The organism is Sphingomonas sp. VDB2 (assembly GCF_047946695.1).
GTDB classification, from domain to species: Bacteria; Pseudomonadota; Alphaproteobacteria; order Sphingomonadales; family Sphingomonadaceae; genus Sphingobium; species Sphingobium bisphenolicum.
The window spans coordinates 601,847-624,406 of the sequence record NZ_CP159615.1; the positions used below are offsets into that span (position 1 = coordinate 601,847).

Sequence of the window (22,560 nt, forward strand, 5' to 3'; positions counted from 1 at the left end):
CGATGACCCTGGCCCACATAATTTTTCCCTCGCCGGTCGGCGAACTGACACTGGTGGCGAGCGACGCCGGCCTGGTCGCGATATTGTGGGAGGATGATGATCCTGCCCGCGTCCGGTTGGGCGCGCGCACGGCCCGCAGCGATCATCCGATACTGGCAGCGGCGAGGGCGCAGCTGACGGACTATTTCGCTGGCCGGTTGCAGACGTTCACGGTGCCGCTGGACTTTCGCGGCACGGCCTTTCAGCGGACGATCTGGGCGGCGCTGCTTGCGATCCCCTTCGGCGAGACGCGCAGCTATGGCGACATCGCCCGCGCCGTCGGCCGCCCCACCGCATCGCGTGCCGTGGGCGCCGCCAACGGCCGCAATCCCATCTCGATCATTGCCCCCTGCCACCGGGTGGTCGGCGCGAACGGCGCACTGACCGGCTTTGCCGGCGGCGTCGAAACCAAGCGCTGGCTGCTCGATTTCGAGCGCAAGGCTTTAGAAAATCCGGAATAATGGTGCACCCAACTGGATTCGAACCAGTGGCCTTTGCCTTCGGAGGGCAACGCTCTATCCAGCTGAGCTATGGGTGCATGACGCTGGTCAGGAGGGGCGGGTAGCAAAGTCCACCGCGCTGCGCCAGCGTCAAAATCGCCTCAACCGATCTTATTTCGGCGCCTTCTCCATCGGCTGGAACTTGCCCAGCCCGCAACTTGGCCCCTGCTGCAATCCGGGGCCGGCATTGTAGAGCACGGTGATGATGTCGACCGAGCAAAGCTGCGACAGGCTCGTCTTGTAGAGGAAGCGCTTTTCGAAGCCCAGGCTGGGGCAGCTATTGGGCAGACTGTTACGATACACCTTGTTGCCGTTCATGATGAAGTCGATCGTGCTGTCATCGCGCACATCGGTCGACCGGATCGACTGGATCTGGACGCAATCGATCGGCTCGCCCTTGGCCACATAAGGGTCGGGCTTGTCCTTGGCGATGGCGGGCAGGGCGGCGCAGGCGAGCGCCAGGCCCAGCGCGAGCCGGGCAGGGGCAACAATGGACATCGCTTCTCTCCTCATATCATGCCGAATCGACGGCGCGGCGCGCGCATTTCCGTCATGATCCTAGCGCGCCATGGCTGAACAGGAGGAGAATGGATGCGCGCTCAGGCCGCCTTTGCCGCCGCTGTCTTGGGTGCGGGCGTCTTGGGCTTGAACCGGCACAGGTCGGCGACGATGCAGCGCCAGCATTCGGGCTTGCGCGCCTTGCAGACATAGCGGCCATGCAGGATCAGCCAGTGGTGCGCATCCCGGCGAAACGGGCCGGGGACTTTCTTGTCCAGTTGCTGCTCGACCGCCAGCACGGTCTTCCCCGGCGCCAGCCCCGTGCGATTGCCGACGCGGAAAATATGGGTGTCGACTGCGAATGTCTCCTGCCCGAAGGCGGTGTTGACCACGACATTGGCGGTCTTGCGCCCGACGCCGGGCAGGGTGGTCAGCGTGTCGCGATCCTCCGGCACCTCGCCGCCGAAATCGCGCACCAGTATCTCCGACAGGCCGATGACATTTTTCGCCTTGGTATTGAACAGGCCGATGGTCTTGATATGCGCCTTCAATCCCTCCTCGCCCAGCTCGACCATCTGCTGGGGCGTCTGGACCGCGCGAAACAGCGCGCGGGTCGCCTTGTTGACGCCAACATCGGTCGCCTGCGCCGACAGCGTCACCGCCACCAGCAGCTGATAGGGATTGCCATATTCCAGCTCCGTCACCGGCGCGGGATTGGCCTCTGCCAGCCGGCTGAAGAAATCGAAGATCTGCGCCTTGTTCACGACCTCAGAGTCCCAATACGCCCTTCATATCATAACGCCCCGCCGGCTGCCCCACCAGCCAGCGCGCCGCCTTCACTGCACCGCGTGCGAAGATGGTGCGGTTCTCCGCGCGATGACCGATCTCGATCCGCTCGCCCTCGGCTGCGAAGATCACCTGATGATCGCCCGCGACCGACCCGCCACGCAGCGCGGCAAAGCCGATCGCGCCCTGCGCTCGGGCGCCGGTAATCCCGTCGCGCCCGCGCTCGCTATGCTCGGCCAGTGCGATCCCGCGCCCGCGCGCCGCCGCCTCGCCCAGCAGCAGCGCCGTGCCGGATGGCGCGTCGACCTTGTGCCGATGATGCATCTCGACGATCTCGATATCCCAATCGTCGCCCAGCCCCGCCGCCGCCTGCTCGACCAGCGCGGCGATCAGGTTGACGCCCAGCGACGTATTGCCCGTCTGCAGCACCGCGATATGCGCCGAGGCTTCATCGATCAGGGCGTGATGCACCGCCTCCAGTCCAGTGGTGCCGATCAGCAGCGGCTTGCGCGCCGCAATGCAGGCGTCCAGATGCGCGCTGAGGGCACCCGGCACCGAAAAATCGATCAGCACCTCGCTCGCCTCCGCCAGCGCCAGCGGGTCGCCGGTCATGGCGATGCCCGGCGCGATTTCGCCGGCCGGTTCGCGATCGGTGCCGCCGGCAATACCCAGGCCTGCATCGGCCGCCGCCTGCGCAATCGCCCGGCCCATGCGTCCCGCCGCCCCGAAAATCCCGATCGTCGTCATGATGGTCCGTTCCATTATCAATAGTCGGCCCGCCGATGCCAGAGCAGCGCGACTTTGTCATCCCTCGGCCTTGGCGCGGATGGGTCATATCACTAGAAGTCGGGCCATGAACGCCGACATCCACAACATCGTCATCCTCACCGGCGCGGGCATTTCCGCCGAGAGCGGCCTCGCCACCTTCCGCGGCCCGGACGGCCTGTGGGAAGGTCATCGCGTAGAGGACGTCTGCACCCCCGAAGCGCTGGCCCGTGACGAAGCGCTCGTGCACCGCTTTTATGACGAACGCCGCGCCAAACTGGCCGAGGTGCACCCCAATGCCGCGCATCAGGCGCTGGCCGCGCTGGACGCGGAGTGGCCGGGCGACCTGCTGATCGTCACCCAGAATGTCGATGACCTGCACGAACGGGCAGGGGCCAGGCGCCTCATCCACATGCATGGCGAACTGCGATCGGCGCTCTGTGCCGCCTGCGGCAAGGCGGTCCGCTGGTCCGATCCGCTGCCACCGGGCACGGCCTGTGACGGTTGCCGCAAGCCAGCCCTGCGCCCCGACATCGTCTTCTTCGGCGAAATGCCCTACGATATGGACCGCATCGACGCCGCCGTGCGCGATGCGGACCTGTTCGTGTCGATCGGCACATCGGGCGCGGTCTATCCAGCGGCGGGTTTCGTCCAGACCGCCCGCCATGTCGGCGCGCGCACGCTGGAGCTCAATCTCGATCCGTCGGCCGGCAGCGTCTATTTCCACGAAACCCGGCTGGGGCCGGCCAGCATGTTGGTGCCCGATCTGGTGCGCGAACTGCTGGCCTGATCGGGCCGGAACCCGAAACCCCCTCGCATTGCCCGGCGCTTATAGTATAGCGCGGCCTTTCCCCATGACGGCGCGGAGCGATCGGTGATTACTGTCCAGCGGGTGGCCAAAGCCGCCGGCAAGCATCTGACGAAAACGGCGCTGCAACTGCGCAAGGCGCTGGGGGCGCGCGCGACGCGCAGTTGCCCGGCCTGCGGCGCGGCCGTGGTCGGCTTCTTCCGGTATGGCGACAATGGGCAATGGGGGTGCCCGGAATGCGGCGCATCCCCCCGCGAGCGGCTGATGAACTGGCTGATCCAGCAAGGCGCGCTCAAGGTGCCGACGGACGGCGCGATCCTGCACATGGCGCCCAATGAAGCCAGTCTGGTGCGGCGCTTCTCGGCTGCTGCCGATTACACCCCCGCCGATCTCGACCCGTCGCGCTATGGCGTCGCCAACATGACCCGCGTCGACCTGATGAATCTTGCCGACAGCGATCGCTACGATCTGTTCTACGCCAGCCATGTGATGGAGCATGTGCCTGATGACATGGCTGTGCTGCGTAACATCCACCGGGCGTTGAAGCCCGGCGGCGAAGCCTGGCTGATCGTGCCATTATGGGACAAGCCGACCGAGGACGGCAGCTTCGACATCCCGCCGCGCGAACGCGAACGGCGCTTTGGCCAATGGGATCATGTCCGCCAGTACGGCCCCGATTTCGCCGACCGCATCCGCGCCGCCGGTTTCGATCTGGAAGAAATCGACGCCGCGACGATCGACGTCGCCACGCGCCATTTCCACGGCCTGGACGACCGTCTGTTCCGCGCGCGCAAGCCGGGCGGAGAGTCCGCACGGTGAGCCGCCTCGCGCGGCTGGAAGGGTCAGCCCGCTTCCTGGCGCTGGTGAAGCTCGCCAATGTCGGGCTGGTGCTGATCTGGGGCTTCGCCGTCACCTTCGTCTTCGTGCGCGTCCTGCCGATCGCGGAGTTCCAGGCGTTCCTGCTGCTCGTCGCCTTCGGCAATTTCACCATCTCGGCCGAATTCGGCCTCACCAGCATCATCTATGCGCGTCTCCGCCGCCATTGGCTCGGCGGCGGCGTGGGCGGCGACGATGGCGGCTTCCGGCTGGAGGAGATGGGCGTTCTTTTCCTCTTCCTCGGCCTGCTGGTCGCGGGCGCCAGCCTGATCCTGCTTGCGGCGTTGGCGGGGGGATGGCTGGCGACGGGCCTGCCGCTGCTTTTCTTCCTCTTCTTCCTCTCGGCCTGCCTTAACCTGCCGGCCCTGCTCGCCAAGCGGGCGCTGGCGGCGGTGGACGGCAATTTCCTGTGGGAAGGGCTGGATTGCGCACGGCGCATGGTGACGATCGGGCTGTTGCTGGCGATGCTGGCGGGCATGGACCCGCGCCTGTCAGTAGCGCTGCAACTGGTCGTCAGCATCCTCGTGATCGCCTACGCCATCGGCCATGTCCATCGACGCCTGGACATGAACCGCCGGCACTGGCTCGCCTTCCGCGTCGGCGGCGGCCATGTCCGTGCCCATTATCTGCGTGACATCGGCGCATCGGCCGCCTTTACCGTGTCCGACATCGTCGCCTACAACGCGCCCTATTTCACCATCGCGCTGGCGACCAGCGACCCCCGGCCGATGCTCGTCTTCGACTTCTTCTTCAAGATGTCGCGGTCGCTGTCCATGCTGGTCCGCGCGACGGTGGAGGCCGCGCTGCCGCGCATCACCCGCGCCTATCACGCGGGAGATCTTATCCGGCTGCGCCAGTTGCTGGGTCGCGCAACAGCCGCGGCGATGCTCTTTGCGATCGGCCTCTCTGCGGTGCTGCTGCTCGCGGGCGATCGTCTGTTCGCGATCCTGTTCGACGGCCGCGCAACGATCGACCGGGCGGACATCACCCTCATCATCCTCGCGTTGTTCGCGCTGACCCTGCTCTGCGTCTCGGTCTATGTGCAGGCGGCGCTCGGGCGGTTCGGCGCCTTGCTCGCCCGCTCGCTCCCGTTTCTTGCCGGATCGCTGGCCAGCGCGCCGCTGGCGCTGCTGCTCTGGCCGGACCGCTTCGATCTCGCCTTCCTCGGCCTCTATGCGCTCACCCTGCTGACTGTGGCCGGGCTGCACCTCGTCTCGCTGCGCAGGCTGGTGCGCGCATGAAGATCGCGATGCTCGATCCCTCGCTCTTCACCGGGCGCTATGACGACAGCCTGTGTGCGGCGCTGGCGGGGGATGGCGCCGACGTCACCCTGCTCGGCCGCCCGATGCGTCCCACCGACGCGATCATGCCGCAGGGCTATGTGTACAAGCCGCATTTCTTCCCCCGCAGCGAAGCCTTGCGCGCGCGGCAGGGTGAAGGCCGCGCCTTCCGCATCGCCAAGGCTGCCGAATATGGCCTCGCCTGCGCGCTGGGCTACATCGGCCCACTGACCCAGGCCGCCATCGTCCATGTCCAGTGGCTCCCGCTCGCCCCCGCCGACGCGCTGCTGCTCAACCGCCTCAAGGGCCGCACGGCACTGGTTCATACCGTCCACAACGCCGATGCCTATCATGCCGATGCCGGCGTGCAGGGACGCGGCTATCGCACGCTGCTCGACCGGTTCGACGCGCTCATCGTGCATGGCGACACCACCCGCGCCGCGCTGTTGGGGCAGGGCATCGATCCCGCCCGCATCCATGTCACCCCACACCCGCCGATGCGCCTCGCTCCCGCCACCTCCGCCGACCTCGCCGCCATCCCCGCGCCCTCGGTCCCGCGCCTGCTCTTCTTCGGCACGATCCGTCCCTATAAGGGCGTCGATATCCTCGTCGACGCCTGTCTCCAGCTCTGGCGCGCCGGCCATGTCTTCGAACTGGCGCTGGCGGGCAAGCCCTTCATGGACGTCGCCCCCTTGCTCGATGCGGTGACACAGGCGGGATTCGCCGACCGCCTCGTCACCGATTTCGGCTTCCTCACCGAATCCCGGCTCGACGCCCATATGGTCCGCGCCGACATGATCGCCTTCCCCTACCGTCATATCGATTCGAGCGGCGCCTTCCTCTCCGCGCTCCACCATGGCAAGGCGATGGTGACGTCGGACGCCGGCATGTTCGGCCAGTTGCCCGAAGGCGTCGCCGTCCGATCCGAAGCGGGAAATGCGCCGGCGCTGGCCCAAGCCCTCTTGCCGCTGATCGAAAGCGCGGCCATCAGGCAAAGCCATGGCGCATGGGCGCGCGACTACGGGAATGAGATGGGAAGCTGGAAAGACATGGCCGTTGCGACGATCGGCATCTATCGCACCATTTTGGCTGCGCGCTCAGGGCTGGCCGCGCGCGCATGAACCGCTATCTGCGCGAACTGGGCGATCGCGCCCTGGCCCTGCGCCTCGCCGCGGCCGGGCGGGTCCATCAATATCCCGAAATCCAGGCCTTGAAGCGCTTCCTGTCGGCCTTCGCGGTCGACTGCCTGTTCGACGTCGGCGCCAATCGCGGCCAATATGCAACCATGGCGCGCAAGGATGCGAGCTATAAGGGCCTGATCCTGTCGTTCGAACCGAACCCGGACGTCTTCGCCGAACTGCAAAAACAGGCTGCGTCCGACCGTAACTGGCATGTCTTCAATATGGCGCTGTCCGATTTCGACGGCACGGCCAGCTTCAACATCATGGCCGCCGACCAGTTCAGCTCGCTCAAAAAACCCTCGGACGGGCAGGACGCGATCTTCGCCGAACGCAACAGGGTGACCAAGACGGTGGAGATGCAGTGCCGCCGCCTCGACACGCTGCTACCCGAACTGATCGCGCAGCACGGCTTTGCGCGCCCCTTCCTGAAAATGGATACGCAGGGCCACGACCTCTCTGTCTGCGAAGGCGCGGGCGATGCCCTGACCACCATGCTGGGCGTTCAGACCGAACTGGGCGTGCGGCCCATCTATGAAGGCGGCGCCGGCTATCGCGCGATGATCGACTGGCTGGAGGCGCGCGGCTTCGTCCCTTCCGCCTTCTTCGCCAATAATAAGGGCCATTTCCCACGGCTGGTCGAAATGGACGGCATTTTCGTCAACCGGACCCTGGTTCAGGCCTGACCATGGGGCAGGGGAGCCGCATCGTCAGCGCGCGCCGCCTGTTTCTGGCGGGCGCGATCGGGCTGGCGCTCTGGCTGGGCGCGACCTTCCTGTGGCACGTCACCTATCGGCAGGGAATCAGCCTGGCCGTCATCCTGCTGCTGGATCAGGATTTTCCCGCGCTGCTCGGATCGCTGCTGTTGCTGGCTCTGGCCGCGCCCTGGGCGGAGGGGAAGGGGATCGCGCTCCCCCGGCCCACCGCCCGGATCGTCGTGCCGCTGATCGTGCTGCTCGGCATGGCGGCGTGGGGCGGCCATTATGCGCTGTTTCAGGATTATGCGATCAGCCGGGATGAGGAAGTCGCCCGCTTCGCCGCCGCCTATATGCGCGAAGGACTGTTCGCCCGGCCGATCCCGGTCGAATGGGAACCCTATCGCCGGGCGATCATGCCCGAATTCTTCTCCCCCTTCGGCGCGGCGGATTATTGGACGGCGGCCTATCTGCCGGTGAACAGCGCGATCCAGGCGCTGTTCTGGCAGTTGGGCGATCCCAACCTGGCCGGTCCGGCGCTGCTGATGGCGGGCCTGTTCGCGCTGTGGCGGGTGGCGCTGCACCTGATGCCCGATCGCCCGGACGCGGTCTGGGTCACGGTACTGCTCGGTTTCTCGTCCAGCCAGCTCTGGGTCACGGCGATGACCCCCTATGCCATGACCGGGCATTTCGCGCTCAACATGGTCTGGCTGGCGCTTGTGCTGCGCGGCGGCGTGGTCGGCCACATCACCGCGGGCCTCGTCGCGCTGATCGCGGCCGGGCTGCACCAATGGCATTTCCCGCCGATCTTCATCGCGCCCTTCATCCTGTGGATGCTGCTCGCCCGCCGCTGGAGCGTCGCAGCCTTCCACGCGCTGACCTTGGTGGCGATCGTCGTCATCTGGGCGAAACTCTGGCCCGGCTTCCTGATGCACGCTTTGGGCGCCCCCGCCGACGTCCGCCCCTCCGCCGGGGTCGCGGACAAGGTCGGCAGCCTGTTCCAGCGGCTGGGCGATCGCTGGCAACCGCTGGTGAACCTGACCCGCTATGTCGCCTGGAACAACATCCTCATGGTCCCGCTCGCGATGCTCGGCATCGCCGCCATGCGCTGGCGCACGATGATCCGCGGGCAGGAAATCGCGCTGCCGCTGGCGCTGGGCTGCCTCGCCGGCAGCCTGCTGGCGCTGGCGCAGGGCTATGGGTGGGGCTTTCGCTATGCCCATGGCTTCATCGGCCCCTTCTGCCTGCTCGCCGGTCTCGGCTGGGCGCGCTTCCGGCCGCAGGGGGCGTTACGGCCGCTGCTGATCGGTCTCGTCATCACCGGCCTTGCCAGCAGTTTTCTGGTGTGGCGCACCCATGTCTTCGTCGAACCCTATGCGGCCAGCCACCGGCTGATCGATTCGAGCGAGGCCGATGTCGTTCTGGTCGATCCCCGCGGCGGTCTTTACGTCACGGATCTGGTGCGGGGGCGCAACGGCGTGCCGGGCAAGCCGATGGTGATGAACCTGGGCATGCTCACGCTGGAGCAGGTGGACATGTTGTGCCAATCCTATGTCGTCGAACTGTTCGACCGCGCCGAATTTCGCCCCCTGGGCGTTCCGCTCGCCCGCTGGAATCTCGGCCGGATGGATGCGCTGCGCGCGCATATGAAGGAGGAAGGCTGCGATCGCCCGGTCCAGCCGCCGCTCCCCGAAACATTCGAAGACGCCCTGAACGCCGCCGACAACGCGATGTAAGGCCTACAGCGCCGCGCTATTGTCCGCCGGCGCCGGGTCTTCATCGCGATAGAGCAGCATCACCGATCCGTCCTCGCCATGGACGGCGCGTATCGGCAGGCTCAGTTGCAGCGCCGACAGGAACTCCCGGCTGTCGCTGGTGCGGAACCGTCCGCCGATCCGCAGCGATGACACGCGCGTATCGCCGATCAATATGGGTGCGGCGCGATAGCGGTTGAACTCGCCCGTCGCCTGCTCGATCGTCTCGCCGTCCAGTTCGACCATCTGTTCGCGCCAGGCGGTGCGCTGATCGATCAGCTTGGGGCCGAGATGCGTCAGCGCGATCGTGCGCGGCTGGATCACCGCGCCGCTCCCGGCCGGCACCTTCTGCGCCGTGCCGCCGCCCGAATGCACCGTCACCGTACCCTGCGTCACCGTCAGTTCGACGATGGACGGACGCATCCGCACGTTGAAGGCGGTGCCGACCGCGCGAATCACCGCGGACCGGGCTTCGACATCGAACGGGCGTTTGCGGTCATGGGCGACGTCGAACGACGCCTCGCCCTTGACGATACGCACCTTGCGTCCGTTCGATGTGAAGCGGACCTCGGCTTCGCTGTCGCTGTTGAGGTGAAGGGTGGACCCATCGTCCAGCGCAATGTCGCGATATTCGCCGATGCCGGTCTGATAGCGATCCATGCCGCTGAAGGTCCGGACCGTGACGATGGCGGCGACCAGGAAGAACAGGACCGCGACGGCGGCGGCGATCATGATGTTGCGCGACAGGCGGCGCTGCTGTTCCTCGCTGACGATCGCGGCGAGCGGGGGCAGGGTGATGTCGGCAGCGGCGCTCTTCAGCCGCTCGGCGGCCTCCCATGCCGCTTCGGCGCGGGCGAAGGCAACGGCGTGGCGCGGATCGCTTTCGATCCAGGCGCAAATCTCGGCTTCGTCCTCCGATGTGGGGGCGTTATTAAGCCTGGCCAGCAGGCGCGCGGCTTGCGCCTCCATCGCGTCCCTGCCGCCGTTGCTCGAACCTGGTTCCGACGCCTGCACGCTCGAAGTCCGTTTCCTCACGTTCCGCCCAGGCCCGCATAACTATCGCGATGGCTTTGGCCAGATGTTTTTCAACAGTAGAAACGGACAGGGACATCTCCTCCGCTATTTCCAGCATCGATTTTTCGTGGATGCGGCGAAGAATGAAGACGCGGCGGCATTGGGTAGGCAGCGACTCGACGATCGCCTCGACCTGGCGCAGCGCTTCGCGGGCGTGGAGCTGCGCTTCGATATTATTCTCGCCGCCCAGCAGTTCGAGGTCGGCGATGGTCTCGAAGCTGACGACCTTGTTGCGCCGGGCGGTGTCGATGACGAGATTGCGGGCGATGGTGAACAGATACGCCCGCCCTGTCGTCACATTCTCCCAATTTTCCGTGGCATAGGCGCGGGTCATGACCTCGGCGACCATGTCTTCCAGTTCATGGGTGGAGGGCAGGATCCTGCGGAGGCGGCCACGAAGGGCGGCTTCCTGAGGCAGGATCACCGTCTTGAACCATTCCAGTTTAGCGCGAACCCGTTGCACGACGACCCCCTGTTTTTTCAGCCGGGCCTCTCCGCTTTTCTTTTCTATGTCATATTTCAATCATGGATGCAGGGGACTGTCCAGACGCCGGATCGTCATAATCCGGACGATCGACCAAAAAAGTTCCGGCCATGGCAAATTAATTGTGGATATGTGGCCGCGAGCGCACACTTATGTCCCGCGGCGCCTTGCCGCAACGCCGCCGCTCAATCGGGCGGTGGCGGCAGCTCCGTCGGCGCGCTGTCCGGCTGGTCATAGTCGGGGCCGACCGGGGTGATCTCATCCGGCTCGGTCATCGGCGTTTCCTGCGGCGTGACGGGGGCCGGCATCTCGTCGGGGGACTGAGGGTCGATGCGGTCGGGTGGCGGAACGCCATCGGGTCCGGTGTCAGGGCGGGTGGCCATCGCTGTCTCTCCTGTGTAACGCATGACCCCTACGTTCCGGCAGCATCGGCGGTTCCGCGCAGGCGTTCCACTATAGCTTGCCTCTTATCGCGCTTTTCTCTATGCCGCGCCGACCGGCGACCGATGCGGGCGTGGCGAAACTGGTAGACGCGCCAGATTTAGGTTCTGGTATCGCAAGATGTGGGGGTTCGAGTCCCTTCGCCCGCACCAGGATGCCGACCGCGGCAGCGCCACCGAAATTCAGCTGAAGAAAGCGTTTGAGAGAAGAGATGCAGACTGTCGAGACGTTGAACGAGGGCCTTAAGCGCGCCTACACCGTAACCATCACGTCGAAGGATATCGACGCCCGTGTCGACAAGGAAGTGAAGGCGATCGCACCACAGGTGCGGATGCCCGGCTTCCGCGCCGGCAAGGTGCCTGCGAACCTCGTCAAGAAGATGCATGGTGAATCGCTGCAGCGTGACGCCCTCAACAATTCGATCCAGGAAAGCATCCAGAAGCTGATCGCCGATCAGAAGCTGCGTCCTGCCATGCAGCCGTCGGTCGAACTCGACGAAGGCTTCGAATTCGGCAAGGATGCCGAGATCAAGGTCGCGCTGGAAGTGCTGCCCGATATCGCGGCGCCCAGCGTCGAAGGTCTGAAGCTGGAGCGCCTGACCGTCGAAGTCGCCGATGCGCAGATCGATGAGGCCGCCGGCCGCATCGCGACCCAGCAGGGTGCGCTCGAAGAACATGCCGCCAGCCACAAGGCGAAGGACGGCGACACGCTCAAGATCGATTTCGTCGGCAAGGTCGACGGCGAAGCGTTCGAAGGCGGTTCGGCCGAGGGCGTCAATCTCAAGATCGGCGCGGGCCAGTTCATCCCCGGCTTCGAAGAGCAGCTCACCGGCCTCAAGAAGGGCGAAGAAAAGACCATCGAGGTCACCTTCCCGGAAGATTATGGCGCAGAGCATCTGGCCGGCAAGGCCGCGACCTTCGACATCACCGTCCAGGCGATCCTGAACGGCGACAAGCCCAAGCTGGACGACGAGTTCGCCAAGTCGCTGGGCCTGGAAGGCCTCGACAAGCTCAAGGAACTGCTCAAGGGGCAGATCGAGCAGGAACATAACGGCCTAACCCGCACCCATATGAAGCGCAAGCTGCTCGACCAGCTCGCCGCTGCCCATGATTTCGACGTGCCGCCCAGCATGGTGGAAGCCGAATTCAACCAGATCTGGCAGCAGCTTCAGCATGAAGCCACCCATGAGGAAGATCCGGCCGCCGCGATCGCCGAAATGGAAGCAGAAAAGGAAGACTATCGCGCGATCGCCGTGCGCCGCGTCCGCCTGGGCCTGCTCCTCTCGGAAATCGGCCAGGCCAATGGCGTCATCGTCAACGACCAGGAAATGAACCGCCTCATCATGCAGGCCGCGCAACAGTACGGCCCGCAGGACCGGGAGCGTTTCGTGCAATATGTCCGTCAGGATCCGATGGCCGCCGCCCAGCTTCGCGCGCCGCTCTATGAGGACAAGGTCGTCGACTTCCTGTTCGACAAGGCCGAAGTGACCGACCGCGCCGTCAGCCGCGAGGAACTGGAAGCCGCGATCGAAGCCGAGGATGGCGACGTCAAGCCGCACGTCCACGGCCCGAACTGCGGCCACGACCATCACGACGAAAAGCCGAAGGCCAAGAAGGCTGCGACCAAGAAGGCCGCTGAACCGGCCGCCGACGCCGAAGCGGTAGCCGAAGAAGCCCCCGCCAAGCCGAAGAAGGCTGCCGCCAAGAAGGCCGCTCCTGCCGAAGCAGAGGCCGAAGCGCCCGTCGCTGAGGAAGCGGCCACCGAGGAAAAGCCCAAGAAAAAGGCCGCTCCCAAGAAGGCTGCCGCCAAGGCTGAATAAGCCTGTCGACCCGATAGAATGCGCGCCCGCCTTCCCTGGGAAGTGCGGGCGCTTTTCATTTCCGGGCCGGCATGGCAGACGAAATATTAAGGATGATGTCCGATGCAGGCGACATGGGACATGGGCAGATGGCGACGATGAAGGAATATCCCCCAGTGGATGGCGCGGTGAACGGCGACACGGCCATGGCGACCCCGCGCGTCGCCGTGATCCTGCCCTGCTATAATGAAGCCGGCGCGATCGTGCAGACGGTAGAGGACTTCCGCCGCGCACTGCCCGCCGCCGACATCTATGTCTTCGACAATAACAGCCGCGATGGCAGCCGCGAACTGGCGGCCGGGGCGGGGGCTATCGTCCGCCGCGTCGGCCAGCAGGGCAAGGGCCATGTCGTGCGCCGCATGTTCGCCGACGTGGACGCCGACATCTATATCATGGCCGATGGCGATGCGACCTATGAGGCCGCCGCCGCTCCGGCGATGATCGCCGCCATGCTGGCGGACAATCTCGACATGGTGGTCGGCTGTCGCCGCGAAGAGGCCGACGCCGCCTATCGCCGCGGCCACCGTTTCGGCAACTGGGCGCTGACCAGCCTGCTCAAGCAGCTTTTCGGTCGCAGTTTCACCGACATTCTGTCGGGCTATCGCGTCTTTTCCCGTCGCTTCGTCAAGAGCTTCCCCGTCCTGTCGGCAGGGTTCGAGATCGAGACGGAAATCAGCGTCCATGCGCTCGAACTCGCCATGCCGGTCGCCGAAGTGATGACCGCCTATGGCGCCCGTCCCGAAGGATCGGTCAGCAAGCTCAGCACTTATCGCGACGGCTTCCGCATCCTGCGCACCATCATCACCCTCTACCGGATCGAGCGGCCGGTCCTCTTTTTCGGCATCATCGCGGCCTTCCTGGCGGCGCTGGGCCTGGGTCTCGCCGCCCCGCTGATCCTCACCTATCTCCATACCGGCCTCGTCCCCCGTTTCCCGACCGCGATCCTGGTGACCGGCCTCATGATTCTGGCGACCCTGTCGGCCATGTGCGGCCTCATCCTCGACACGGTCGTACGTGGCCGCCGGGAAGTGCGGCGGCTGGCCTATCTCGCCTTCCGCGCGCCGTCCGACTTCGCCCGGCGCGACTGACGCCAAGACCCCCTTGAACCATTCGCCTTTTGTGCCGATGTAGGGGCTGGGCAAAAGCACCTGACTGAAAGAGTATAATGACCAACATCATGCATGATCCCATGGCCGCGCTGGTCCCCATCGTCATCGAACAGTCGAACCGCGGCGAGCGCAGCTTCGACATCTATTCGCGGCTTCTGCGTGAGCGGATCATCTTCGTGACCGGCCAGGTCGAGGATCATATGGCCTCGCTGATCGTCGCCCAGCTCCTGTTCCTCGAATCGGAAAATCCGAAAAAGGACATCTGGATGTACATCAACTCGCCCGGCGGCGTGGTGACGGCCGGCATGGCGATCCACGACACGATGAAATATATCCGTCCCCAGGTCGGCACCGTCTGCATCGGTCAGGCCGCTTCGATGGGCAGCTTCCTGCTCGCCGCGGGCGAACCGGGCAAGCGCATCGCGCTGGGCAATGCGCGCATCATGGTGCATCAGCCGTCCGGCGGCGCGCAGGGCATGGCGTCGGATATCGAGATCCAGGCCAAGGAAATCCTGCGGATTCGCCGTCGCCTGAACGACCTCTATGTCAAATATACCGGCCAGACGCTGGAAGCGGTGGAAAAGGCCATGGATCGCGACACTTTCCTCGAAGCGGACGAGGCGAAGGCCTTCGGTCTGGTCGACGAGGTGTTCGACCGCCGCCCTGCCGCGCCGGAATCTGCCGACGCTTAAAGACTATCTTTACCGGGTCGCGCCACTTTCTTCCCTTGTGGAACGCGCGCGGCCCGGTCTAATATGGCCTTTGGACCAGAAAATCCCTCACCGAATGCGGTTCTGGTGACTGTAGACCGGGGGGGGAAGAGAGAATGGCGAATGACTAAGCTTACCGGTTCGGATTCGAAAAGCACGCTTTACTGCTCCTTCTGCGGCAAGTCGCAGCATGAGGTGCGTAAGCTGATCGCGGGACCGACCGTGTTCATCTGCGACGAATGCGTGGAACTGTGCAACGATATCATCCGCGAGGAGACCAAGGGCGGTCTCGTCGGGCGGAAGGATGGCGGCGTACCGACCCCGCAGGAAATCTGCGATGTGCTCGACGATTATGTGATCGGCCAGAAGCGCGCCAAGCGCGTCCTCTCGGTCGCTGTCCACAATCATTACAAGCGCCTGAACCACGGATCGAAGCCGGGCGAGGTCGAACTGGCCAAGTCGAACATCCTGCTCGTCGGTCCGACCGGCTGCGGCAAGACGCTGCTCGCGCAGACGCTGGCCAAGACGTTCGACGTGCCCTTCACCATGGCCGACGCGACCACGCTGACCGAAGCCGGCTATGTCGGCGAGGATGTGGAGAACATCATCCTAAAGCTGCTCCAGGCGTCGGATTACAACGTCGAAAAGGCGCAGCGCGGCATCGTCTATATCGACGAGATCGACAAGATCAGCCGCAAGGCGGAGAATCCCTCCATCACCCGCGACGTGTCGGGCGAAGGTGTGCAGCAGGCGCTGCTCAAGCTGATGGAAGGCACCACCGCCTCCGTCCCGCCGCAGGGCGGCCGCAAGCATCCCCAGCAGGAGTTCCTGCAGGTCGACACGACCAACATCCTGTTCATCTGTGGCGGCGCCTTTGCGGGCCTGGAAAAGATCATCGGCGACCGTCTGGAAGCCAAGTCGATCGGCTTCGGCGCCTATGTCGCCGCGCCCGAAGAGCGCAAGACCGGCGAACTGCTCAAGTCGAGCGAACCGGAAGATCTGCTCAAATTCGGCCTGATCCCCGAATTTGTCGGTCGTCTGCCCGTCATCGCGACGCTGGAGGATCTCGACGTCTCGGCGCTGGTGAAAATCCTGGGCGAACCGAAGAACGCGCTGGTCAAGCAATATGGCAAGCTGTTCGACATGGAGAATGTCGAGCTGAGCTTCACCGATGACGCATTGGTGGCGATCGCGAAGAAGGCGATCGAGCGCAAGACCGGCGCGCGCGGCCTGCGTTCGATCCTCGAAGCGATCCTGCTCGACACCATGTTCGACCTGCCCTCGATGGAGGGCGTCGGTGAAGTGGTGGTCGACAAGGATGTCGTGGCGGGCACCAAGGAGCCGATTCGCGTGTTCAGCGAGAAGGAAAAGCGGGCCGAAGACGCGGCCTGATCCACACCTTTTTTACCCGCTTTTTAAAGGGCCGGCGCGCGATCGCTGGCCCTTTTTCGTTACGCCAGCGTGCGCTGCACAAAAATTCTTGCTGCGTTGCAAAATTGCACCACCGTCAAACTACTGTGTGCCATCGGAATTTTGTCACTAAACTTCAATAATTTATGACCAAATGGCGGGGGTCCCAAAGCGCAGGCGAAAGGGGCAGGGGAGGATTGTGACAGTCCTGTTGGTGCATTGTAACAAAATTGCAATCGACGCATCACAGGGCCGTCGTCAGCAGCCGCCAAGAGCGGCGCCGGCTTGAAAGAGCAGACTATTTGCAGGGGTGCGGCGACGCGCCACTCTTGAAAAGGGACAAGGGTCACATGAAGACATTTCTGATGGGCAGCGCCGCGATCATCGCCGTCGCCGCCCCCTCCGCCGCCTTCGCGCAGTCCACGGGTTCGTCGGACTTCGAAGACAGCATCATCGTCACCGGCGCGCGCATCGACCAGGGTGTCGGCGGCGTCAAGATTCCCGACTCGCCCAAGGCGAAGGTCGTTCTGGGTCAGGAAATCATCCAGGCGCAGCGCCCCGGCCAGACGATCAACGAAATCATCAACCTGGTGCCGGGCGTCAGCTTCACCAACAACGATCCCTGGGGTTCGTCGGGCGGCAGCTTCACCATCCGTGGCTTTAGCTCGGACCGCATCTCGCAGACCTTCGATGGTATCCCGCTCAACGACTCCGGTAACTATGCGGTTTACACCAACCAGCAGGTCGATGGCGAACTGATCGAAAACGTCAATGTTAACCTGGGTTCGACCGACGTCGACAGCCCGACCGCCGCAGCGGTTGGCGGCACCGTCAACATCAAGACGCTGGAGCCGAGCGACGAATATGGCGTCCTTGCCAGCGTCAGCTACGGTAACATCGCCGCCAGCGGTGCGGGCGATCGGCCCTATTTCCGCATGTTCGGCGTCGTCAACACGGGCGACCTGACCGGCCATGGCACCAAGGCCTGGTTCTCGGCTTCGCGCCTGAAGAACGATGCAGCCTTCGCCAACTATGGTAAGGTGTACAAGCAGCAGTATAATGCCAAGATTTGGCAGGATATCGGCGACAATGGCGATTTCATCTCGCTGTCGGGTCACTACAACCAGAACCGCAACAATTTCGGTGGTTCGCCGCTGCGCGCCAACGCCATCACCGGCGACAAGTCGGGCCGTTTTTATGACATCGCCGGCGGCTATCCTTGCAACGTTAGCCTGACGGGCGTGACCAATAGCTGCGGCACCGATTTCGAACGTCGCTACAATCCGTCCAACACCGGCAACGTCCGTCTGAACTCCAAATATACGCTGACCGATCGCCTGACGTTCAGCGTCGATGGCGCCTATCAGTGGGTGAAGGCCAATGGCGGCGGTACGACGTCGGCTTACGAAGCCTATAACTATATCGGCGGCGTACCCTATACCGGCAATTATGGCGGTTCCTTCTATTTCGGTCGCGACTTCAACGGCGACGGAAACCTTGGCACCGACACCAACGGCGACGGTATCGTGTCGGGCACTGAATCCGACCGCTACACAGTTCTCCAGCCCAGCCAGACCAACACCCGTCGCTGGGTCGGCATCGCCAACCTCGCTTATGAAATTAGCGATGCCCACCGTATTCGCCTGTCGTACAGCTATGATCGCGCCCGTCACCGCCAGACCGGCTATGCCGGCCTGCTCGACCTGGGCGGCAATCCGCTGGACGTCTTCCCGATCAACGATCCGCTGACCGACACCGCCGGCAACGCCCTGCAAAAGCGTGACCGCAAGTCGATCGCCGAACTGAACCAGATCGCGGGCGAATATCGCGGCCAGTTCTTCGAAGACCGGTTGAGCGTCCTGATCGGCGGCCGTCTGCCCTTCTTCAAGCGTGAATTGACGCAGAACTGCTTCACCACCAGCTCGGGCGGTTTCGTCGACTGCGTTCCTGATGATCAGATCGCAGCTTACACCGCAGCGAAGCCCTACAGCTATAATGCGACGACGGGTAAGGCGACCGGCTCTGCTCTGCCGCAGTCGCGTAAGCTGAAGTACGACAAGTTCCTGCCGAACGTCGGTGCGACCTTCAAGATCACGCCGGAAATCAGCATCGCAGGCAGCTATGCCAAGAACATCTCGGTGCCCAGCACCGACGCGCTCTACAACGCCTTCTACTTCCCGGCGGACAGCGATGCGGCCTACCGCGTGCCTGAAACCTCGGACAGCTTCGACGCCAGCATTCGCTATAGCTCGTCGAAGGTGCAGGCAGCTGTTACCGGCTGGTACTCCAAGTACAAGAACCGCCTCGTTACCGCTTATGACATTGACGGCAACGGCACTGACACCAATCTGGGTCCGGTGAAGAAGTACGGCATCGACAGCAGCATTTCGTACAGCCCGATCAAGGAAGTTACGGCTTATCTGTTCGGTTCGTACATCAAGTCTGAAATCCAGAACGATGCCCGTACCGGCAGCTGTGCCGCCACCAGCGACATTGCGCTGGCCGGCCTCTGCTACATCGATGCGAGCGGCGACGCCTATCTGCGCACTGCTGGCAAGCGTGAACGTAGCGCGCCGAAATATCTGTTCGGTGGTCGTCTCCAGGGCAATCTGGGTGACTTCACCCTGGGCGTGCAGGCAAAGAAGACCAGCTCGCGTTACATGAACGACATCAATGGTGAAGTTCAGTCGGTCACTCTGACCGATGGCACGACCAAGATCATCGCGCCCGGCGCGAAGTTCGGTGCCTACACCGTCGTAGACCTCGACCTGCGCTACTCGCTCGCCAGCCTCGGCATGGAAAAGGGTGCGATCCAGTTGAACGTCAGCAACCTGTTCGACAAATTCTATGTCGGCTCGTTCAGCGGCGGTCTGGACACGCTGGCCAGCTCTTCGTCGGCCTTCGTGAACTTCGGTTCGCCGCGCGCGATCAGCGCTTCGCTGATCGTCGGCTTCTAAGCCGCAACCACTCGTTTAAAAAAAAGGGGGGCGCGGAGAAATCCGTGCCCCTTTTTGTTGGAGACAGATAGGATATCCGGGCCTAGCGCCGACTTCTCACATGTCACATGCAAGAAGTTCGGGAAATTTCAGCGCAGGCAGCTATCCAGCCCGTCCCGCTGCACCACGCCGATCCGCGCTGCGATCGTATTGCCGTAGCGCCGCGTAAAGCCGCTTGGCGCCACCGCCGCCCGCTTCTTGGGCAGCGGCAGCACGGCGGCGATGCGGCCGGCCTCCGCCTTGCTCAGCTTGCCCGCGCCATGGTGGAAATAACGGATCGCGCCGGCCTGTACCCCATAGGTGCCGATCCCCGTCTCCGCGACGTTCAGATAGACCTCCATAATCCGGCGCTTGCCCCACATCGCCTCGATCAGCACCGTGAACCAGGCTTCCAGCCCTTTGCGCACGAAGCCGCCGCCCTGCCACAGGAAGACATTCTTGGCGGTCTGCTGGCTGATGGTCGATCCGCCGCGGATACGGCCGCCGCTGGCATTATGGATCGCCGCCTTGGCGATCGCATCGACGTCGAAGCCGTGATGGCTGCAGAACTTCCCATCTTCCCCCGCGATCGCCGCCCGCGCCATATCCGGATCGATCGCTTCCAGCGACGTCCAGTCCTTGGTGATGCCATTGGGGTCGAACAACATCGTCAGCGTCACCGGCGGCGGCACGAAGCGATAGATCGCCACCATCAACAGCGACAGGGCGATGAAGCCGAACAGGATCTTGATGGGGATCATGATCCAGCGGGAACGGCGGCGATGCGATACGGTTGGTGCGGTCATGCCGCCTGTCGTAGCGCGGTCCGCTTCCCCGGTTCAAGCGGTCGCGAGCGTCTCCAGCCGCCGGTCGCGATTGATGAGCAGTACCAGACCCGCGCCGATCAGGCAGAGGATGCCCGCGCCGATGAAGGCGGGCATGTAGCTGAGCCAGACGGTACGGGCCAGCCCGCCACCCAACGCCGCGCTGGCGGCGCCCAATTGGTGGCCGGCGAATATCCATCCGAAGACGATGTTCGCCCGTTCTGCGCCGAAACGCTGCGCCGTCAGCTTCACCGTCGGCGGCACCGTCGCGACCCAGTCGAGGCCGTAGAAGATTGCGAAGATCGACAGGCTGTAGAGCGAAAAGTCGCTGAAGGGCAGGTAGAGCAGCGAAAGCCCGCGCAGCCCATAATAGCAGAACAGCAGCCATCGATTGTCGAACCGGTCGGACAGCCAGCCCGACGCCAGCGTCCCGCCGAAATCGAACAATCCCATCATCGCCAGCATCGACGCCGCGCCAACCGCCGCCAGCCCGTAATCGCCGCACAATGCGATAAAATGGGTTTGCACCAGCCCGTTGGTGCTGGCCCCGCAAATATAGAAGGAAAAGAAGAGTATCCAGAAGGTCGGCGCCTTTGCCGCGTCGCGCAGCACGGTCAGCGGCGTCATCAGCAGCGCGCCGAAGCTGGCGGGCTGGGGAGGCGCAGGCTGGACATGCGTTTCTCCATAGGGCGCCAGTTCCAGATCAGCGGGCCGGTCGCGCATCAGCAGCAGCACGACGACCGCCGCCACGACGATCGCGCCGCACACCAGCAACAGCGCAGCGCGCCAGCCATGGCTTTCGGTCAGGCCCGCAAGCAGCGGCAGAAAGGCGAGCTGCCCGGTCGCCGTGCTGGCCGACAACAGCCCCATGACAAGGCCCCGCCGCTGCCCGAACCAGCGCGTCGCAACCGTTGCGCCCAGCACCATCGCGGTCAGGCCGGTCCCGATGCCCATCACCACGCCCCACAGCAGCACCAGTTGCCACAACTGCGTCATGCCCAGCGACAGCAACATTCCGCCGATGACGATGGACAGCGAAATCAGCATCATGCGGCGCACGCCGAAGCGGTTCATGAAGGCGGCGGCGAAGGGCCCCATTCCGCCGAACAGCAGGAAGCGGATGGCGAGCGCGCCGCTGATATCCGCCGCGCTCCAGCCGAACTCCTTTTGCAACGGTACGATCAGAACGCCGGGCGCTCCGACCGCGCCGGCCACCACCAACATCGTGAGGAAGGTCGTGCCCGCGACCGCCCAGCCATAATGGATGTTCCGCGCAGCCAGGCGGCGCGCAAACAGGGTCGACAGCATCAACTTCCCCCTTCGGGTCACGATCGGACTGGCGTTAAATGATAGCCATCATATATAAGGTCAAGGGGCCATTTGAAGGAAGCAGGACATGAAGGTCAGCCGCGATCAGGCCGCGCGCAATCGGGAAAAGGTGATCGACGCAGCATCGCGCCTGTTCCGCGCGCGGGGCGTCGAGGGCGTCGGCATCGGGGAGGTGATGCGGGAATGCGGACTCACGCATGGTGGCTTTTACAACCAGTTCGAATCGAAAGAGGCGCTGGCCGCTGAAGCCTGCGCTGCGTCGTTGGCGGCCAGCGCCCTGCGGTGGCGGGCAGTGATGGAAGCGGCTGGACAGGGCGACGCGCCCGCAGCGATCGCGGGTAACTATCTGAACGCCCGCAATCGCGACGCGCCCGACACCGGCTGCGCCCTGATCGCCCTCGGTCCAGATGCGGCGCGGCGCGGTGGCGACTTGGCGGAGGCCTTCCGTAATGGCTTTGAGGAACTGACCGCCATCCTCGAACAGGCCGGACCGGATCTGAGCCGGCAGGACGCGCTGGCCCGCATGGCACAGATGGTCGGTGCCATGGTGCTGGCGCGGGGCGTTGGCGATCCGGCGCTCTCGGACGAGATATTGGCGGCGACCCGCCGGGCATTGGGGCTGTCCGCATGAGCTTCTGGCGACCGATGCGCAAGGCCGATATCCCGGCGGTTGCGGCGATCTCCGACGCGGTGCATGGCGCCTATACCGAACGGCCCGATATTTATGGGGAACGTCTGCAACTCTACCCAGCCGGATGCTGGATGCTGGAGCGGGCCGGGAAGGCGCAGGGCTATCTGATCAGTCACCCATGGCGGGGTGATCGGCCGCCGAGGCTCAACATGCCCATCCTCGCTGTTCCCGGTGGAGCGGACCATTATTATCTCCACGACCTGGCGCTGCTGCCAGAGGCGCGTGGCACCGGTGCGGCGGCGGACGCGGTGCGATTGGTGGTCGATCAGGCGAATCGCGCAGATTTCGCGCGGATCGCACTGACCGCGGTCAATGGCGCCGACGCCTTCTGGCGGAAGCATGGCTTCCTGCCTGTGGTCGGTAAGATGGCTTATGGCGGGGATAGCCTCGCCATGGAACGGAGGACTGCAGACTAGACGTCAGACTGGGCTCATCGGCGGGAGTAAGCTGTTCCACCAACGAAAAAGCCCCGGAGC

General features: G+C 64.3%; 22 protein-coding genes and 2 tRNA genes. 15 read left to right on the forward strand and 9 right to left on the reverse strand.

What is annotated here, in order from left to right:
* The first annotated feature begins 2 nt into the window (after positions 1-2).
* Complete coding sequence (locus ABT375_RS03100) at positions 3-500, forward strand: methylated-DNA--[protein]-cysteine S-methyltransferase (protein ID WP_416464093.1); 498 nt, start codon at positions 3-5, stop codon at positions 498-500.
* Here ABT375_RS03100 and ABT375_RS03105 read toward each other — a convergent pair.
* From ABT375_RS03105 to dapB, 4 genes are all read right to left on the reverse strand, one after another.
* A tRNA-Arg gene (locus ABT375_RS03105) sits at positions 501-577 on the reverse strand.
* Between the two features lie 73 nt (positions 578-650).
* Complete coding sequence (locus ABT375_RS03110) at positions 651-1,037, reverse strand: hypothetical protein (protein WP_261934765.1); 387 nt, start codon at positions 1,035-1,037, stop codon at positions 651-653.
* A gap of 101 nt (positions 1,038-1,138) precedes the next feature.
* The gene (gene nth, locus ABT375_RS03115) at positions 1,139-1,801 is read right to left on the reverse strand and encodes an endonuclease III (RefSeq protein ID WP_416464094.1); all 663 of its coding nucleotides are present in this window, start codon (positions 1,799-1,801) and stop codon (positions 1,139-1,141) included.
* A gap of 4 nt (positions 1,802-1,805) precedes the next feature.
* Positions 1,806-2,570, reverse strand: coding sequence for a 4-hydroxy-tetrahydrodipicolinate reductase (gene dapB / locus ABT375_RS03120; RefSeq protein ID WP_416464095.1), 765 nt, complete (start codon positions 2,568-2,570; stop codon positions 1,806-1,808).
* A gap of 106 nt (positions 2,571-2,676) precedes the next feature.
* Between dapB and ABT375_RS03125 the strand changes: the two genes are divergently transcribed.
* From ABT375_RS03125 to ABT375_RS03150, 6 genes are all read left to right on the forward strand, one after another.
* Positions 2,677-3,378 carry an NAD-dependent deacylase gene (locus tag ABT375_RS03125; RefSeq protein ID WP_416464096.1) on the forward strand — a complete coding sequence of 234 codons (702 nt, stop codon included), beginning with the start codon at positions 2,677-2,679 and terminating at the stop codon, positions 3,376-3,378.
* A gap of 84 nt (positions 3,379-3,462) precedes the next feature.
* Entirely contained in the window at positions 3,463-4,215 is a 753-nt protein-coding gene (locus tag ABT375_RS03130; RefSeq protein WP_416464097.1) for a class I SAM-dependent methyltransferase, read from the forward strand.
* On the forward strand, positions 4,212-5,513 hold the full coding sequence (locus tag ABT375_RS03135; protein WP_416464098.1) for a hypothetical protein: 1,302 nt from the start codon (positions 4,212-4,214) through the stop codon (positions 5,511-5,513). Before ABT375_RS03130 ends, ABT375_RS03135 begins: the two co-directional genes overlap by 4 nt.
* Positions 5,510-6,673, forward strand: coding sequence for a glycosyltransferase family 4 protein (locus ABT375_RS03140; protein ID WP_416464099.1), 1,164 nt, complete (start codon positions 5,510-5,512; stop codon positions 6,671-6,673). Before ABT375_RS03135 ends, ABT375_RS03140 begins: the two co-directional genes overlap by 4 nt.
* Positions 6,670-7,416, forward strand: coding sequence for an FkbM family methyltransferase (locus ABT375_RS03145; protein ID WP_261934760.1), 747 nt, complete (start codon positions 6,670-6,672; stop codon positions 7,414-7,416). The genes ABT375_RS03140 and ABT375_RS03145 overlap by 4 nt, the downstream gene beginning before the upstream one ends.
* Before the next feature lie 2 nt (positions 7,417-7,418).
* Positions 7,419-9,161 (forward strand): MFS transporter, encoded by a 1,743-nt coding sequence (locus ABT375_RS03150; RefSeq protein ID WP_416464100.1) that lies wholly within the window; start codon positions 7,419-7,421, stop codon positions 9,159-9,161.
* Between the two features lie 3 nt (positions 9,162-9,164).
* On the opposite strand, the gene ABT375_RS03155 is transcribed toward ABT375_RS03150, so the two are convergent.
* The 3 genes from ABT375_RS03155 to ABT375_RS03165 all read right to left on the reverse strand — a co-directional run bounded on the left by ABT375_RS03155 (position 9,165) and on the right by ABT375_RS03165 (position 11,120).
* A complete protein-coding gene (locus ABT375_RS03155; RefSeq protein WP_416464101.1) occupies positions 9,165-10,193 on the reverse strand; it encodes a FecR family protein in 1,029 nt (342 codons plus the stop codon).
* Positions 10,111-10,716 (reverse strand): sigma-70 family RNA polymerase sigma factor, encoded by a 606-nt coding sequence (locus tag ABT375_RS03160; RefSeq protein ID WP_224549909.1) that lies wholly within the window; start codon positions 10,714-10,716, stop codon positions 10,111-10,113. The genes ABT375_RS03155 and ABT375_RS03160 overlap by 83 nt, the downstream gene beginning before the upstream one ends.
* A 206-nt stretch (positions 10,717-10,922) precedes the next feature.
* The gene (locus tag ABT375_RS03165; RefSeq protein WP_416464102.1) at positions 10,923-11,120 is read right to left on the reverse strand and encodes a hypothetical protein; all 198 of its coding nucleotides are present in this window, start codon (positions 11,118-11,120) and stop codon (positions 10,923-10,925) included.
* A 125-nt stretch (positions 11,121-11,245) separates the two neighbouring features.
* On the opposite strand from ABT375_RS03165, the gene ABT375_RS03170 reads away from it, so the two are divergent.
* The 6 genes from ABT375_RS03170 to ABT375_RS03195 all read left to right on the forward strand — a co-directional run bounded on the left by ABT375_RS03170 (position 11,246) and on the right by ABT375_RS03195 (position 19,222).
* Positions 11,246-11,330, forward strand: a tRNA-Leu gene (locus ABT375_RS03170).
* Positions 11,331-11,389: 59 nt separating this feature from the next.
* A complete protein-coding gene (gene tig / locus ABT375_RS03175) occupies positions 11,390-12,997 on the forward strand; it encodes a trigger factor (protein ID WP_416464103.1) in 1,608 nt (535 codons plus the stop codon).
* A 137-nt stretch (positions 12,998-13,134) separates the two neighbouring features.
* Positions 13,135-14,124 carry a glycosyltransferase family 2 protein gene (locus ABT375_RS03180; RefSeq protein WP_416464836.1) on the forward strand — a complete coding sequence of 330 codons (990 nt, stop codon included), beginning with the start codon at positions 13,135-13,137 and terminating at the stop codon, positions 14,122-14,124.
* A gap of 77 nt (positions 14,125-14,201) precedes the next feature.
* Entirely contained in the window at positions 14,202-14,837 is a 636-nt protein-coding gene (clpP, locus tag ABT375_RS03185; RefSeq protein ID WP_129926099.1) for an ATP-dependent Clp endopeptidase proteolytic subunit ClpP, read from the forward strand.
* Positions 14,838-14,978: 141 nt separating this feature from the next.
* The gene (gene clpX, locus ABT375_RS03190; protein ID WP_066601934.1) at positions 14,979-16,247 is read left to right on the forward strand and encodes an ATP-dependent Clp protease ATP-binding subunit ClpX; all 1,269 of its coding nucleotides are present in this window, start codon (positions 14,979-14,981) and stop codon (positions 16,245-16,247) included.
* 368 nt (positions 16,248-16,615) lie between these two features.
* Entirely contained in the window at positions 16,616-19,222 is a 2,607-nt protein-coding gene (locus tag ABT375_RS03195) for a TonB-dependent receptor (RefSeq protein ID WP_416464104.1), read from the forward strand.
* A gap of 128 nt (positions 19,223-19,350) precedes the next feature.
* Here the strand turns inward: ABT375_RS03195 and mtgA are convergent, their stop codons facing one another.
* Both mtgA and ABT375_RS03205 read right to left on the reverse strand, forming a co-directional pair.
* Entirely contained in the window at positions 19,351-20,046 is a 696-nt protein-coding gene (gene mtgA / locus ABT375_RS03200) for a monofunctional biosynthetic peptidoglycan transglycosylase (protein WP_224549913.1), read from the reverse strand.
* Between the two features lie 33 nt (positions 20,047-20,079).
* A complete protein-coding gene (locus ABT375_RS03205; protein ID WP_224549914.1) occupies positions 20,080-21,372 on the reverse strand; it encodes an MFS transporter in 1,293 nt (430 codons plus the stop codon).
* A gap of 88 nt (positions 21,373-21,460) precedes the next feature.
* Here ABT375_RS03205 and ABT375_RS03210 point away from each other — a divergent pair, with 88 nt between their 5' ends.
* On the forward strand, positions 21,461-22,024 hold the full coding sequence (locus ABT375_RS03210) for a TetR/AcrR family transcriptional regulator (protein WP_416464105.1): 564 nt from the start codon (positions 21,461-21,463) through the stop codon (positions 22,022-22,024).
* The gene (locus ABT375_RS03215; protein WP_416464106.1) at positions 22,021-22,500 is read left to right on the forward strand and encodes a GNAT family N-acetyltransferase; all 480 of its coding nucleotides are present in this window, start codon (positions 22,021-22,023) and stop codon (positions 22,498-22,500) included. Before ABT375_RS03210 ends, ABT375_RS03215 begins: the two co-directional genes overlap by 4 nt.
* Positions 22,501-22,560 lie beyond the last annotated feature (60 nt).

Excerpts from the sequence above, each read along its gene's own strand:
- ABT375_RS03215 (WP_416464106.1), top strand. The coding sequence starts at position 22,021 with ATGAGCTTCTGGCGACCGATGCGCAAGGCCGATATCCCGGCGGTTGCG.
- ABT375_RS03150 (WP_416464100.1), top strand. The coding sequence starts at position 7,419 with ATGGGGCAGGGGAGCCGCATCGTCAGCGCGCGCCGCCTGTTTCTGGCG.
- mtgA (WP_224549913.1), bottom strand. The coding sequence starts at position 20,046 with ATGACCGCACCAACCGTATCGCATCGCCGCCGTTCCCGCTGGATCATG.
- ABT375_RS03205 (WP_224549914.1), bottom strand. The coding sequence starts at position 21,372 with ATGCTGTCGACCCTGTTTGCGCGCCGCCTGGCTGCGCGGAACATCCAT.
- ABT375_RS03210 (WP_416464105.1), top strand. The coding sequence starts at position 21,461 with ATGAAGGTCAGCCGCGATCAGGCCGCGCGCAATCGGGAAAAGGTGATC.
- ABT375_RS03140 (WP_416464099.1), top strand. The coding sequence starts at position 5,510 with ATGAAGATCGCGATGCTCGATCCCTCGCTCTTCACCGGGCGCTATGAC.
- ABT375_RS03180 (WP_416464836.1), top strand. The coding sequence starts at position 13,135 with ATGAAGGAATATCCCCCAGTGGATGGCGCGGTGAACGGCGACACGGCC.
- ABT375_RS03125 (WP_416464096.1), top strand. The coding sequence starts at position 2,677 with ATGAACGCCGACATCCACAACATCGTCATCCTCACCGGCGCGGGCATT.
- ABT375_RS03165 (WP_416464102.1), bottom strand. The coding sequence starts at position 11,120 with ATGGCCACCCGCCCTGACACCGGACCCGATGGCGTTCCGCCACCCGAC.
- tig (WP_416464103.1), top strand. The coding sequence starts at position 11,390 with ATGCAGACTGTCGAGACGTTGAACGAGGGCCTTAAGCGCGCCTACACC.
- clpP (WP_129926099.1), top strand. The coding sequence starts at position 14,202 with ATGACCAACATCATGCATGATCCCATGGCCGCGCTGGTCCCCATCGTC.
- ABT375_RS03195 (WP_416464104.1), top strand. The coding sequence starts at position 16,616 with ATGAAGACATTTCTGATGGGCAGCGCCGCGATCATCGCCGTCGCCGCC.
- ABT375_RS03100 (WP_416464093.1), top strand. The coding sequence starts at position 3 with ATGACCCTGGCCCACATAATTTTTCCCTCGCCGGTCGGCGAACTGACA.
- ABT375_RS03145 (WP_261934760.1), top strand. The coding sequence starts at position 6,670 with ATGAACCGCTATCTGCGCGAACTGGGCGATCGCGCCCTGGCCCTGCGC.
- ABT375_RS03110 (WP_261934765.1), bottom strand. The coding sequence starts at position 1,037 with ATGTCCATTGTTGCCCCTGCCCGGCTCGCGCTGGGCCTGGCGCTCGCC.
- clpX (WP_066601934.1), top strand. The coding sequence starts at position 14,979 with ATGACTAAGCTTACCGGTTCGGATTCGAAAAGCACGCTTTACTGCTCC.
- dapB (WP_416464095.1), bottom strand. The coding sequence starts at position 2,570 with ATGACGACGATCGGGATTTTCGGGGCGGCGGGACGCATGGGCCGGGCG.